Here is a 14,332-nt window from a genome sequence, read left to right on the forward strand (position 1 = left end):
TGTTTGTAGCGCGGGGTGCAACCCCGGGAACATAACGTCATTAACAAAACATAATAGGACTCCGGCAGAAATCTATTATCCTATAGCTGGCGAATTATAAATTCATGCCGTCCGCTGCTTACCGCGTCTTTGCGTTGCAGCAGCAGGCGGATGATCTGCCTGTGAGACCAGTTATCCGCCAGACGCTTTTCGTCCGGAGCACTACAGTCTATCAGTTCCTTTTTGACATTCCAGACATCCGTATCATATTCCAGCACTACAGGCCTTTCCCCGGGTATATTGAACCGGATGATGCCCCGCTGTAAATCCACCGGGCAAACGGTCATAAAGGTCTGTGTCAGCTCTGTAGTAGCGGTATTCAGGACAAAATCATCTGTAACGCTTACCCGATTCTGCTGCCGGTCCATTTTTACATCCCGCTTCCATTGGCCTATCCCGGCTTGTGGCAGATAGGCGCCTGCTATATCCATATGCAGGGTGACACTATTGCCGTCTTTCAGGTATTGCACCTCCCTGGCGCCGAATTTCCTGCCTGCCATCTGCTGCATCCCGTTAATAGTCGGCAGATTATGATAGGCAGAACTGTTATACCAGAGCTGGTACCGCTCTTTGGAGAAAGTTTTAGCTGTATAGGTGCCCAACCCAACATCGATAATAACGGGCTGTCCGGAGGCATATACAATGAAATCGCCCACATCATTGTGGTTATGGCTTTCGCCATTATGCCCACCGTGAGAGGCTACAAATAATCCCTTATCAGACCTTGCCGCCATCAGCTGGATACTTTCCAGCCATACATCAGGGATAACCGGCTCCTCTCCTTTGCTGTTGCTGCAATCTTTCCAGGCCTGCATATTGAAAAGCATCCGTGGTTTAGCGAAATCTCCGGAGATAGGCGTTCTAATAGGGTACTGGTGAAAAGTCCAGGCGCCGAAACTCGTCATCAGGGTATCCCGCAGGGCCCGTCCCATACGATACAGCAACAAGCCATCCGTACTGATCACCGGTGAGGCATCTGCAACGTTGATATAATAACTGCCGGCAATATGCATTTTATAGATGTAAGCCGCCATTCTTGCTATAATGGGTGCATCGTAGATCGTCAGTTTACCGCCGGTAGCGCTTTCCAGGATAGTCAGCGCGTCGAACACTCTGCCGGTAGCGCCTGACCAGTACACCGGTCCTTCATCTACGGCACCATCATCTCCGATGAAGTTAATATAGTGATCCAGCAGGTGTAAGGCATGCCCCAGTTCATTGATCCGCCGTTCAGGGTCCCTTTCCAGCAAAAGCAGGCTGGTCATCCAGTTACTGATCACCCAGGGATTCCAGTTGTTAATGGGATATTCTTTCGTACCCTTCTTCAGGTAGAAATATCTGTCGCTGTCTTTCTCCAGGGGCACCAGCATTCGTCTGTTCACCTCATAATAAATGCGCTTGCGCAACAATACCGAGTAGCCGTCCAGCTTAGTCCCAAGCAGATAATCAGTAAGGGCAAGCACGGCAGCAGTTTCACTGACGAACAGATCCACTGCAGGGTCTTCTACATCGGCCAGGTTGATACCCGCTTTCTGCAGATAGAGGTGGCCCGGTGTACCCCAGAAACTCTCTTCACATAAAGACCAGATACCATTGATGACAGCGTTCAGGAAACGACCTTTCTGTTCTATCGACTCAGCTACCGCCATAGTGAAAAGCTGGTCCCTTTTTCTGAAAGAGACTTCTTCATAATGTGAGCGGTCGCCGTTTTGCTGGTATTCCATCATCATGGTAGCAGGAATCGCCACAAAGGGAATTTTCTGGTATACTTCCGCCTGCCTGATAATGCTCTGGCGGACAGAGTCGGGCAACACCTTTTGCCATCCGGCAGTGCTTACAGGAAATGGATGCCATTGGTCACGGGGCAACAGGGCATTGGCAATCTCCTGCCGGGAAAATTTACTTAACAGGTTACGGGGCGTCTGCGCTGCTATCTGAAAAGATATCATATTCAATGATATCAGCAGTAACAGGGATGAAATAATATTTGTCATTACTGATGATGATTCACTTATCAACAGGTCGTCCTTCCTGACCGACAGGAAACGCCTGTTGACCGATTCAAAAAAATTTAGTGCTTGCGGCACTGGTAACTTTGTAGTGCATTCTCAAAAAACACTAAACAAATGAGTCATGAAAAAGATTTTTTTTGCAGCAGGCGTATTGCTGATGTCAGCTAACATAGCATTTGCACATAGCCAGGACGAAGGTAAAAAAACAAAAGCGGAGAGAAAGGAAATACGTAAGGAAAACAATGCAGAGGTGAGCGTTTTTACAAAGAACCAGTTTTATGAGGATTTTCCCGGAGCTACTAACATACGTTTCGAGAAAACAAACTATTTCGACGAAGTAGCTTTTACTTCAGGCCAGAAAGACATGAGAGCTTATTATGATGTTCGCAGTAACCTTGTCGGCACAACGGAGACAAAGACATTCGGCGATCTGCCTGAAAATGCACAGCACACCATTCAGAAAAAATACGGCGACTTCAATGTAGAAAGGGTATTCCTGTACGACGACAACGAGGCCAATGAAACGGATATGACACTATTTGACATGGCATTTGACGACGCCGACAACTACTTCGTAGAAATGCGAAAGAACAGTGAAGTAATGATTGTTAAGGTTGACATGGCTGGGAATGTTTCATTCTTCAAGTCCATTAAGTGATGAATGAAAAAGTAGGCGTTCGTTAAAACGGAACGCCTTCTTTTATCTATCTGGTTATTAGTACAAGTTGGCCATGTTCTTTCTCAGAAAGGCTCTCCATAAAAATTTCAGAGACTTCACCGATAAAATAAACAGGGTCTTTCTTTGCAAATTCTTTCGAAGGATCGTCAGGGTATACCAGTTGTTCCTTAAACGGAAAGTTGTTACCGATAATATCTTCTTTGGGCCGCTCACCTCTCAATAGCAATGGAAGCCCGTGTTCCAGCATTGCCATTGCTGAACCACTTTTCCCGAACAACGTATAGTCGGCACGTGAAATACCGATATCAGCTCTGAGCAAGTGATTGGAAATAGCTTCCTCCGGCAGAAAACCGCGATCTATTACATTCTCTTCGCTAAAGGCTCGCCGGGAAATATCAAGCGCCTTGTCTTTATAATGTCCGCCATTCCCCATGATCTCCAGGCATACCGTCTTACCTGTTTTCTCCCCTATGGCTGTCAGAAAATCTACCTGTCTTTTATAATCTTCCAGTGCGCCGGTAAAACAGCCAAAATGCACAGCAGTCAGGCTATCCGGGTTCCGTGTATCTTCCTGCGGCATACCAGCCACCGGGATATTACTGAACAGCGGTATAAGATTCACCTCTTTCCATCCAAGGTTCTTTTTATAAATACCTATCGAAGTGGTAACAGATTCAGGATTGATGGCTGCCAGCATTTGTTTGATGATCACTTTCTGCATCAGCCCCAGCATCTTCAGCTTAAAGCTGCTATATCCGTGAAGCCCCACCCAGAGCTCATGGAACATGAAGTGCCATTTGATATTGCTGCCTAAACTTTTCAGATGTTTGCCGAATGAAAAAGGTAATCCTCTTTTCTCAAAAGAGAAGGGTACATATTGCAGGCTTACCCACTCAGGGCCAAATTTCCTGATATAGTCGCCGGTGTGGGAAAAACGTTCCTTTTCATCCATTGACGCGGGTAAACGGAGAACAGGTACTTCAATACCATTGCTACTTTGGAGACCATCATATAGGGAAGTACTTACCCTGTCATTAAGGGCGATGATAGCTACTTCGTGCGATTTCCGGATCAACTCACAAGCCAGTCGTCTGGAATAATCGCCCACACCATCCCTACCAGGCTCCAGTGAACCACAGAGAAAAATCAGTTTCACGGTATAATGTTCTTACTGGTTAATAAAATGGGAAACTGTCCAAACGCTATTCGGGTAATGCTCATCTTGCATTAGGAAGATATTGGGTATAAATTACTGTAACATAATGAATAATAGAAAGTTGCCAGACGTTCAGACGTCTGTTCATGTGATCTTAAATAAGTAGGAGCAAGAAAATAAATGAGGCAATAAAAAGAGCAGTATCGTCTTACGGATTGAAACGAATCACTATTTATTTAAAAAAATATATTTCTTTTTTTTCCACAACCAACTGTGCAACCAACATATTAATCCGGATATATATATCACTATTTACTGGAATCAGTAAGCGCTTAACGGGAAATGGTCATTTTTTTATGATGGCTGTATATAGGTCAGCATTACCGTATACGGAAGGCCTTTCCCCTATCATCTCAACATGTTTGTAACCGTGTGCTTTAAACAGCTTTTCCAGGGAATGATAACTCAATGGATAAGGTACCCAGGTAGGTACAGGCTTGTCTGTATTATATTCGACAATGAGTATTCTTCCTTCGGGCTTCAGGTATTTTTTTATTTTCTCTATGAAGGCAGAATGATCTTTGACATAGTGCAGTGCATTCCCCAGCACAATGCCATCTAACTGTGCGAAGGGCCATTCATCTTTCACAAAATCCAGTTCCATTGTCTCCACCTGTATTCCTGCAGGTACAGGTATATGCAGGTTGGTTGCTAATTTTTGATCTACTGCATAGATTACGCTACCTGCCTGTAAATAATGTGCCAATGCAGTAGTAAACGTCCCTGAGCCACAACCTAAATCAGCCCAGTTGGAAGGACCTGAAAGGGATAATTCCTTATGCCTGATAAATTGAATTGCATCTTCCATTCTCATAGCCGTGCAAGGTAGGTAAATTTTCTACCCGCCGCTTCACCTGTCCGTTTCCGGCCAGTATTACGTACGTATGTGGACAATTCCGTCTCCTGCGAATAATTGAAAATCGGCTACAGTGGCGAATATCCTTTAATGGCAACCTTTTTGTACCTTATACCCCGCCACTATAACAGTCCCTTATGTTAAAGAACTATCTTAAAATTGCCTGGCGCAACCTATTGAGGAAAAAAGCATATTCGGCAATTAATATAACCGGCCTTGCGATAGGCATTACTTGTTGTATCCTGATCATGTTCTATGTGCAGGATGAGTTATCATATGACCGATATAACGTCAATTATGACCAGATCTACCGTGTAACGCATGCTTACCGTAATGCAAAAGACGTTGACAGGAATTCGGCGCCTGCACCTGAGAATTACCAGGTATGGGGAAATGCTCCTGTAGCGCCTGCCCTGGCAGCCGATTTTCCGGAGATAAAGAAAATAACGCGGTTTACCAGTCCCAATACTTTCCTGCTTGAGCACGGCGATCGGCGGTTCCAACAGGAAGGACTTGTATTCTCAGATTCTTCTGTGTTTGACATTTTCAGCTGGAAGCTGCTCGCCGGTAATCCCAAACAGGCGCTGGTAGCACCCAACAGCGTTGTGTTAACAAAGAGCCTTGCTGAGAAATACTTTGGTAACGAGAACCCGCTGGGCCAGTCCTTGCGAGTTGATAACCAGGAAACATTCACCGTTACAGGTGTAATGGAGGATGTTCCTGCTAATTCACATATGAGTTTCAATGGTCTTATCTCCATGAGTACATTCCGGAAGTGGAGACCGGAGATCTTCGATGAATGGGGCTATATTGATTTCTATACCTATTTCCTCATACCGGAACATACCAATATCAAGACCCTGGAAGCAAAGATCCCGGCCTTTGCTACACGTCATTATCCTCAAGGGCGTAACGACATCTATACAATAGCATTTGAGCCCTTATCTGCGGCTTACCTGCATTCAAAAGCCACGAGACAACCAGGGCCTACCGGAAGTCTCTCCAATGTCTATATCTTCTCGATCATTGCCATATTTGTATTACTGATAGCCTGTATCAACTTCGTGAATCTCTCTACCGCCCGTTCCATGGAAAGGGCCAGGGAAGTAGGCGTAAGAAAAGCAGTGGGTGCCTATCAGCGTGGACTGATATACCAGTTCCTCACAGAGTCGATTCTCATCTCTTTTTCAGCTGTACTATTGTCCATTCTATTCACTATACTGGCCTTGCCGGCTATAAGGGAAATATCCGGCAAGCCTCTCACCTATTCCCTCCTGCTCTCATGGAAAGTCACACCTGTATTCGTGCTGATGCCATTCCTGCTTGGACTGCTGGCAGGTAGTTATCCTGCATGGGTACTGTCGCGCTTCAAGCCTGTAGAAGTGTTGAAAGGGCAGTTCCGTTCATCCTACAAAGGAATCGCATTGCGGAAAGGATTAGTGATTGTACAGTTCAGTTTATCAATAGCGCTGATCGCAGGTACGATGATCGTATATACACAACTCAAACACCTGCGCTCACATGCACTAGGCTTCCGCCAGGACCAGATGCTGGTGATCGATTATGGTGGTGATCAAAAGGTGAATGAGTCTTTTGAGACCGTTAAATCGATGCTGGCGAAAAATCCTGCAGTGCAAGCTATTACTGCGTCCAGGGCAGTTCCAGGCGACTTCTATCCTAATGGTACAACTTTCATAGAATCTCGTAACGGCGACATGAAATCCGAAACACCTGCTATGTATGAGATCGACTACGATTTTATACCCGCCTACGAAATGAAAATGGCAGCAGGCAGGCCGTATTCACGTGATTTTCCTACTGATGCCGAAGAAGCGCTCATCATCAATGAAGCCGCAGCTAAACAGTATGGTTATGCGAACCCTGAAGAGATAATAGGTAAACGTTTTGAACAATGGCGACGTAAAGGTACCGTAATCGGTGTGGTCAAGGATTTTAATTACCAGTCACTACACAAGAAAGTTGAACCACTGGCAATGAGAATGGCACCATTGCAATCACTGAACAAGTTATCTCTCCGTATAAAAACAGATCACATACAACAGACGGTCAAAGAGCTTGAACAGACATGGAGCGCACTTGCCCCACAACGTCCGTTCCTGTATAGCTTCCTGGACCAATCTTTCAACCAACAGTATAAGCAGGACGACCGCTTTGGGCAGCTATTCGCAGCCTTTGCAGGACTGACGATCTTCATTGCCTGTCTTGGTCTCTTCGGACTGGCAACCTATGCTACTGAGCAACGTGTAAAGGAGATTGGTGTACGGAAAGTATTGGGTGCATCAGTGACCAACATAGTAAGATTACTCTCTTCGGATTTTATAAAACTTGTGCTGGTGGCAATACTGATTGCTACCCCGGTAATATGGTGGGCGATGCAGGAATGGCTACAGGGATATGCCTACCGGATAACTATCCAATGGTGGATGATAGCGCTGGCAGGAATATTAGCAGTAACCACAGCATTGCTGACAGTAAGCCTGCTGGCGGTAAAAGCTGCACTGATGAATCCAGTGAAAGCATTAAGGACGGAATAACAATATTTGCAGGCGGTCTGTATAGGGCCGCCTGTAATATTAAAATATCATAATACACTCCCCTGCACCAACAACATCTTTCTTACGGCTGCAACTTTAAGATGCAGGAATTTCTCTCTCTCCTTATCCAGCTTGAACGCATTAAAATCCTCCTCACCGGGAAAACTGACGAGATGTACTTCATAGGGCATTTCCAGCTCACCTGCAATCAGCTGTCCGGCAGACGGACGCAGGCGTAATAATAATTTCCCGTTATATTGCTCTATCAAGGGAATAGCAACGTCTTCAAACTGATGGAAAGTATGCTCCTGTCCTTCGTGAATGTAGATCAACTGGGTAATGTATATCATAAGACGGCGTTAAAACGACAACAATTGCCCGTTAATTTACACTTTTCGGAATAAGAGACTAATAGTATTTTTATACAAATAACGTATACAATGGTAGCATTCTTAGGTACAGGATTGTTAGGAGCCAACTTTGTAAAAGCACTCCTCAAAAAGGGAAACCAGGTACAGGTATGGAACCGTACCGCGGCAAAGGCGTCTGCGCTGGAAGCTGACGGTGCCAAAGCATTTGCAGATGTCACAGCAGCCGTACAGGGAGCAGATATTATTCATCTCACATTAAAAGATGATGCCGCAGTAAACGAAGTATTGGCGGCAGCCCGCAAAGGATTGAAACCGGGCGCCATCATCATTGATCATACTACCACCTCTTCAGCCGGAGCCATACAACGGACCCGTGAGTGGAAGGAACAGGGATTTACTTATTTACATGCCCCCGTTTTTATGGGACCTGTCAATGCGCTTGAAAGCACGGGTTATATGCTGGTATCCGGCGATCAGGCTGTTGTAAGTCAACTGGAGCCAGTCTTATCTCAAATGACAGGTAAGGTGCTTAATTTTGGTGCTGAAGAGGGTAAAGCCGCCAGTATGAAACTGATCGGTAACCTCTTCCTGGTCACTTTCACAGCAGGTATTGCAGATACGCTTTCACTGGCGAAAGCATCACAGGTATCATTAGACGATCTGAACACCTTGTTTGATTCCTGGAATCCCGGTGCCATGCTGGCAGCCAGGTTACAACGCGTGGCGGGAGGGAAATATGATCAGCCTTCCTGGGAGTTAAATATGGCGAGAAAAGATACGCAGCTGTTCATCGAGGCTGCTGCACAGGGGGGGACTACATTAGCAGTCATTCCTGCTATAGCGGCAGAAATGGACAGATGGATTGCAAAGGGGCACGGTGGTGATGACTGGACAGTAATCGGGAAAGATGCTGCTATCAAGTAATATAAGTCAAACGGGATTGCATGCAATCCCGTTTGACTATACCATTATTTTTTAGGTGCCGGGAAGTGGCGGACCTTTTCATCAAATACTACGATCTTTCCATTCACGATCTTGGCATCATTGACAACGGCCAGAGAATCCATTTTACCTTTCTTATCGGTCCAGGTCTGTTTATACCACACCGTTACCCATTCGTCTTTTTTATCACCGGATATAACAGATTCCCAGTCATCCATCTTCAGGTTCACGTTGGCAAAGTCTTCCCATGAATGTTCCAGCATCTTCGGAATGCTGTCATGCGGTATCATTTTATGAAAGTAATCGACATATAGATCTACGCTGTCGCCAAAATAGGAGGCGCATTCAGCTGCGTTTTTTGTTTCCCATGCTTTCAGCATGTTTAATACGATCACAGTATTTTTCTTATCACCGGGTTGCCAGTTCTTGTAAGGCTTGTCGAGCGTGTATGGATAATTCATTTCATCGTCTGATGATTCCATCTTTGATTTTGAACTATCGGCACCCATACTTTCAGCTCTTTTTTCAGGGGTGTTACAGGCAGTAATGAGCAGAATGAGAGATACAAGAGAAACGAACGTTTTCATTGTGGTGGAGTTTAGAGATGATTGTTTTGGTTTATTGGCTTGTTGATGTATGTTTGCTTACTACAGCCAGTCTCAATAAGACTTGTCTGCATCTCTGATCATTGTTCCCGACAGTATGTTTTTTGCAGTTACTGGAATACTTTGCATTCACAATCACATGTATAATAACATGTTAGACAAAGTGAATCTACTGAAATTAGGTGATAAATGAAAAAATATTAACTACCAGCCAGGTACTTTGTTTTTGATATATTCTATTGCCACACAGATAGCCTACTCGTTCACCATTTTACCCTTAAAATGTTCAATGTAAAAGCATAGCTCATCATGTTGAGGTGCCCAGCAAGAAGACGCCGTTTTATAGTTTCTCAGGCTTTCTCTAAAAATGTTTCCATTGTCTAAAAGTAATACCAGTTCCGCTGGTGCGTTTCTATGTCGTCTCTTAACAATATAGGTATCCAGGATCTGTTCCCAGGCAAAACTATAACCATTCAGGTCTATTCCTGCAGATGATACTTCAATATAAATTTCAGGATCAGCTTTCGTCGACCTTGCAATAAGGATACCGCAAACCACAAAAAAGGAAACTGCCCCTAAAATACGGATCCACACAGGCAGATCCCGGCCATTAAAAAAAATAAACCATATGGTAATTGCACACGCTATTATACCAACTATTACAGGGCCTACCCTATGCTCCATACTTTCCGGGAAAAGCCTGGCAGTAACGGGATCAAGAATAATCTTTTCATTTTTCTTTACGAAGCGTCTTGTATGCCGGATGTCAGGCTCCGCATCAAAAGCTTTGGCAGTTTTACTTAACAATGCATATTCTTCTTCATAAAGGACATTGTAAACCTGCGCTTTCAGCTCTTCTCTGGTTGCCATAGGATATAACTTTGTAGAATTTCACCATCCCAGCTAACATTTCAGGGCACAAAAAAAGGCAGCATTTCTGCTGCCTTCCTGCTTTTTGGGTGATCGAAGGGTTTCGAACCCTCGACCCTCAGAACCACAATCTGATGCTCTAACCAACTGAGCTACGACCACCGTTTGTTTTGATTGGGATGCAAAGATAACGAAATGCGTTTTTAATTTCCAAATTTTTTCTCCTTTCTTTGCTTACTTTTTTTAATCATCTCACTATGTCATTATATATCATCCCTTTCTTAGGAGCACTTACAGGCTGGCTAACCAACAAAATAACGATCCTTTTCGCGCTCCGCGCCTTTTCAAAACGTCAACAACATCTGGCAGATCAAACAGGTGAATTTGTCGCTACACAACTTTTCTCCTTTGACGATGTCCGTCAGCAACTCGCCGACCCGGAAAAAATTAAAAGCATGATCCCTGTGGTAGAAGCCCATATGGATACCTTCCTCCGGGAAAAGCTACCGGAAGCCATGCCGGTTTTCAAAATGTTTATCGGCGACAGCACCATTCAACAGGTGAAGAAAGTGCTGGTCACAGAATTGGATAATATGTTTCCCGAGATCATCGATCAATACCTCCAGCGTGCACAGAAAGAACTGGATGTCCGCGCTATCGTCAGCAAAAAAATAAGCTCACTTTCTGCCAACCAGCTAAAAAAACTACTCACTGTTTCACTACGCCGCGAACTACGCATAGCTGAATTGGGAGGAGCTGTTGTCGGTTTTATCATAGGACTACTGCAACTCTGGATTGCCCTACACCACAGTAACTGACCATTCATCACAAATAGCAATACTTTACATATGAGATAGATATTTTTGTCCTGGTCTCAACACTTAGGTCTCTTAATTCCATCATGCATGCTTAAACGTCTACTCCTGTCAACGTTTATGTGCTATGGCGCTATTGCTATGGCTCAAACCGGTAATAATTCTGCTAAATTCACAGGTAAAGCACTGGACGCCGTTACCGGCAAACCGGTGGAATATGCCTCCGTAGTTTTGCTTCACCCGCAGGATTCTTCCGTTGTGACAGGTATGTACACTCAACCGAATGGCGATTTCTCCTTTAATGCCATACCCGCCGGTACTTATGTGCTCCGCATCACCTTCATGGGATATGATAAACTCATAAAAGCTGTAAAGGTTATACCCGGCAAGCCGGTACAGTTTGCAGGTACACTCAGGCTGCAGCCCGCCGGTAAAACGCTGGCTACGGTAGAGATCAAATCGGAGAAACCAGCCTTTTCCATGCAGATAGACCGCCAGGTCTTTGACGCGGGTAGCATCGTTACTGCGGAAGGAGGTTCGGGTACAGACGTGATGAAAAACATTCCCAGCGTAGACGTTGATATCGACGATAATATCACCCTCCGTGGTAAAAGCGTGACCATCTATGTAGACGGCAAGCCCTCCCCTTTCGGAGACGCTAAAACAGCCCTCCAGATGATCCCCGCTTCTACGATTGACCGTGTAGAGGTGATCAACAACCCGTCGGCCAAATTCGAGGCCCAGGGCGGCGGTGGCATCATCAACATCGTGCTGAAAAAGGATAAAGCCATCGGTTATAATGTAATGGTCAGCGCCGGTGCAGCTACCCGCGGACAACTCAACGGTAACCTCAATGCCAATCTCCGCATCCGGAAGTTTAACTTCTTCGCCAATTATAACGGTTGGTACGGCAGCCAGACCGGTTATGGTTACAGTAACCGTCAGAACCTGGTTGTCGATACCGCAGGTACTGCTATCTTTACCCAGGACAGCCGGAACAAGAACAGCAATGCCGGTAACGGTGGCCGTATCGGACTTGACTACTACCTGAACGACTACAATACCATCACTATTTCCGAAGGATTGAACCTCAATACCGGCAATAGCAAGGATGATATCACGCTGAACTACCTGGACGCCCACGGACTAACACTCCAGAACGGCCAGCGTCATAATACCAGCGACTACCGCAATCCAAACAATAATACCAGCCTGAACTTCCGTCATACCACCGACAAGCAGAACGAGGAATGGACGGCTTATATCAGCTATAGCAACAATAAAGGCAGGAATAACAGTAACTATAGCACCCAGTACCAAAATGCAGATGGTACGCCTGGAAATGCCCAGTTACAACGAAATTTAGGGATCTCTCAGAACCAGTTCTGGAATATCCAGACAGACTATACCACTCCGGTAGGTAAAAAAGGAAAGTTCGAAACCGGCGCCAAGGTGACTCTTCAGAATAACGATAATGATTATGATGCCCGGCTGTTCAACTTTACTACCCAACAATATGAGAAAAGCCCGGATCTCTCCAACACCTACTACTATAAACAGGATGTTTACGGAGGATATGCGAACTTTTCCAGCGCCATCGGCAATCTCGGTTACCAGGTAGGTGCAAGGATAGAGCAGGCAGATCTGAAGGGTTTCTCCTATACCAAGGATACCTCAGTAAATAACCATTTCCTGAACGTATTCCCCAGCGTATTCCTGAAATATAACCTGCCGCGCAATGAGAACCAGAGCCTGATATTCAACTATTCAACAAGAATAGACAGGCCCGGATTTGACCAGCTGCTTCCTTATATCAACAACTCTGATCCGCAGAATATCCGTGCAGGGAACCCGGATCTGAAGCCGTCTCTGACCCATAAGTTTGAAACGAATTATTCCAGGTATTTTCCTAATACCAAAGACTACCTGAATACTGGTGTATACTATTCCCAGGCAAATGACGATATAGACCGCATCAGTATCCTGGACACGATTACCGGCGTAACAACTACCAAGCCCATGAACCTGGCTACCGACAAGGACTGGGGGGCTAACTTCACCTATAACCTGCATATTATCAAGGGATGGAATGTTACCACCAACCTGAACATGGAATACAGTAAACTGACGGGTGCGAATGTGAATAACGAATATGTTACATATGGGGTAACTGTCAATTCCAACGTACGGCTGCCGGCAAAGATCAATTTCCAGGTGAATGGTCATTACCGCTCACCAAGAGTAGCGCCGCAGGGTACATTTAAGGCCATGAATGGTATAGACCTGGGTATCCGTAAGGAAATGCTGAAAAATAATGCCCTGGCTATCGCACTGAACGTGTCGGATGTCCTGAATACGCAGGATTACAGCTCGCATTACGCTACATCAGCCTTTATCCAGGATTATACCCGTAAAAGGACCACCCGTTTCATCCGTCTGAACATACGCTACCGCTTTGGGAAAATGGATCCGGATATGTTCAAGAAGAAAAAGAAACAGGAGGTGCCTGAAGAAGAAGTTGATGATAAGGAAAAAGATAAGGATAAGAAGCCCGTGGACAGCACGCTATGATTTCTTGCCGGCCAGCATTGGCACGAAAGAAAAGTTATCAAACATTTCCTGGTCATATTCGGTATCGCTAATCTTGGTAATGCGCAGCATCCGCTGTACTTCCTGACCACCTACCGGAATGACCATTTTGCCACCCACCTTCATTTGCTGCAGCAGTTTTTCCGGGATCTGCGGAGCGGCCGCAGTCACCAGCACCTTATCAAAGGGTGCATACGTGGGAAGTCCTTCATAACCATCGCCATAAAAGAAGCGGATGGTAGGGTACTTTGATTTAAAAGGGAACTGCTTTACCTGGTCAAACAATCTCTTCTGACGTTCGATAGTAAACACATTGGCTTTCAGCTCTGCCAGCACACAAGCCTGGTAAGCGCTGCCTGTACCGATTTCCAGCACCTTTTCAAAGGGCTTGATCTCCAGCAACTGTGACTGATATGCCACAGTATAGGGCTGTGAAATGGTCTGACCTTCCCCGATAGGGAATGCCCTGTCTTCGTAGGCAATGCCTTCAAAAGCTGTATCCAGGAAATAATGCCGTGGGATGTTGTTGATAGCCGTTAATACATTTTCATCAGTAATGCCTTTCTGCCGGATACTATCTACCAGTTGCCTGCGTAATCCTTTTTGTTTGTAAGAATCTTCGTACCGCCTCATACCCGCAAAATTAACCAATACCCCCAATTTTCAATTGGGTGTGGAATACTTCTATTTATCAACATTACTGGTTTTCCCGCTAAAAATAACTGGTTTGATAATTGCTGAGTTCTTTCCCGGGCTTTTCATTTTCTCCGGATTTTAGCTTTA

General features: G+C 45.2%; 12 protein-coding genes and 1 tRNA gene. 5 read left to right on the forward strand and 8 right to left on the reverse strand.

Annotation, left to right across the window (positions count from 1 at the left end; translation table 11 throughout):
• Positions 1–80 precede the first annotated feature (80 nt).
• On the reverse strand, positions 81–2,033 hold the full coding sequence (locus BLR32_RS33315; RefSeq protein WP_089838985.1) for a heparinase II/III domain-containing protein: 1,953 nt from the start codon (positions 2,031–2,033) through the stop codon (positions 81–83).
• 139 nt (positions 2,034–2,172) lie between these two features.
• Between BLR32_RS33315 and BLR32_RS33320 the strand changes: the two genes are divergently transcribed.
• Complete coding sequence (locus BLR32_RS33320; protein WP_089838987.1) at positions 2,173–2,709, forward strand: hypothetical protein; 537 nt, start codon at positions 2,173–2,175, stop codon at positions 2,707–2,709.
• A 46-nt stretch (positions 2,710–2,755) separates the two neighbouring features.
• On the opposite strand, the gene BLR32_RS33325 is transcribed toward BLR32_RS33320, so the two are convergent.
• Together BLR32_RS33325 and BLR32_RS33330 are read right to left on the reverse strand one after the other, a co-directional pair.
• On the reverse strand, positions 2,756–3,886 hold the full coding sequence (locus BLR32_RS33325; protein ID WP_089838989.1) for a glycosyltransferase: 1,131 nt from the start codon (positions 3,884–3,886) through the stop codon (positions 2,756–2,758).
• Between the two features lie 346 nt (positions 3,887–4,232).
• Positions 4,233–4,760 carry a class I SAM-dependent methyltransferase gene (locus BLR32_RS33330; protein WP_089838991.1) on the reverse strand — a complete coding sequence of 176 codons (528 nt, stop codon included), beginning with the start codon at positions 4,758–4,760 and terminating at the stop codon, positions 4,233–4,235.
• A 179-nt stretch (positions 4,761–4,939) separates the two neighbouring features.
• On the opposite strand from BLR32_RS33330, the gene BLR32_RS33335 reads away from it, so the two are divergent.
• Positions 4,940–7,357: an ABC transporter permease gene (locus BLR32_RS33335; protein WP_089838993.1), complete on the forward strand. Its 2,418-nt coding sequence runs from the start codon at positions 4,940–4,942 to the stop codon at positions 7,355–7,357.
• 47 nt (positions 7,358–7,404) lie between these two features.
• Here the strand turns inward: BLR32_RS33335 and BLR32_RS33340 are convergent, their stop codons facing one another.
• Positions 7,405–7,707, reverse strand: a complete 303-nt coding sequence (locus tag BLR32_RS33340; protein WP_089838996.1) for a DUF1330 domain-containing protein — start codon at positions 7,705–7,707, stop codon at positions 7,405–7,407.
• A 90-nt stretch (positions 7,708–7,797) separates the two neighbouring features.
• Here BLR32_RS33340 and BLR32_RS33345 point away from each other — a divergent pair, with 90 nt between their 5' ends.
• Positions 7,798–8,652, forward strand: a complete 855-nt coding sequence (locus BLR32_RS33345; protein WP_089838998.1) for an NAD(P)-dependent oxidoreductase — start codon at positions 7,798–7,800, stop codon at positions 8,650–8,652.
• A gap of 44 nt (positions 8,653–8,696) precedes the next feature.
• Here the strand turns inward: BLR32_RS33345 and BLR32_RS33350 are convergent, their stop codons facing one another.
• The 3 genes from BLR32_RS33350 to BLR32_RS33360 form a co-directional block, all read right to left on the reverse strand.
• Positions 8,697–9,257, reverse strand: a complete 561-nt coding sequence (locus BLR32_RS33350; protein ID WP_143011674.1) for a hypothetical protein — start codon at positions 9,255–9,257, stop codon at positions 8,697–8,699.
• Positions 9,258–9,530: 273 nt separating this feature from the next.
• The gene (locus BLR32_RS33355; RefSeq protein ID WP_089839002.1) at positions 9,531–10,145 is read right to left on the reverse strand and encodes a hypothetical protein; all 615 of its coding nucleotides are present in this window, start codon (positions 10,143–10,145) and stop codon (positions 9,531–9,533) included.
• Between the two features lie 88 nt (positions 10,146–10,233).
• Positions 10,234–10,307, reverse strand: a tRNA-His gene (locus tag BLR32_RS33360).
• A gap of 95 nt (positions 10,308–10,402) precedes the next feature.
• On the opposite strand from BLR32_RS33360, the gene BLR32_RS33365 reads away from it, so the two are divergent.
• Complete coding sequence (locus BLR32_RS33365; protein WP_089839004.1) at positions 10,403–10,963, forward strand: DUF445 domain-containing protein; 561 nt, start codon at positions 10,403–10,405, stop codon at positions 10,961–10,963.
• A gap of 87 nt (positions 10,964–11,050) precedes the next feature.
• A complete protein-coding gene (locus BLR32_RS33370) occupies positions 11,051–13,531 on the forward strand; it encodes a TonB-dependent receptor (protein WP_089839006.1) in 2,481 nt (826 codons plus the stop codon).
• Here BLR32_RS33370 and BLR32_RS33375 read toward each other — a convergent pair.
• Complete coding sequence (locus BLR32_RS33375) at positions 13,526–14,182, reverse strand: protein-L-isoaspartate(D-aspartate) O-methyltransferase (protein ID WP_089839008.1); 657 nt, start codon at positions 14,180–14,182, stop codon at positions 13,526–13,528. The genes BLR32_RS33370 and BLR32_RS33375 overlap by 6 nt on opposite strands.
• Positions 14,183–14,332 lie beyond the last annotated feature (150 nt).

Source organism: Chitinophaga filiformis, from assembly GCF_900102545.1.
Taxonomy (GTDB): domain Bacteria; phylum Bacteroidota; class Bacteroidia; order Chitinophagales; family Chitinophagaceae; genus Chitinophaga; species Chitinophaga filiformis.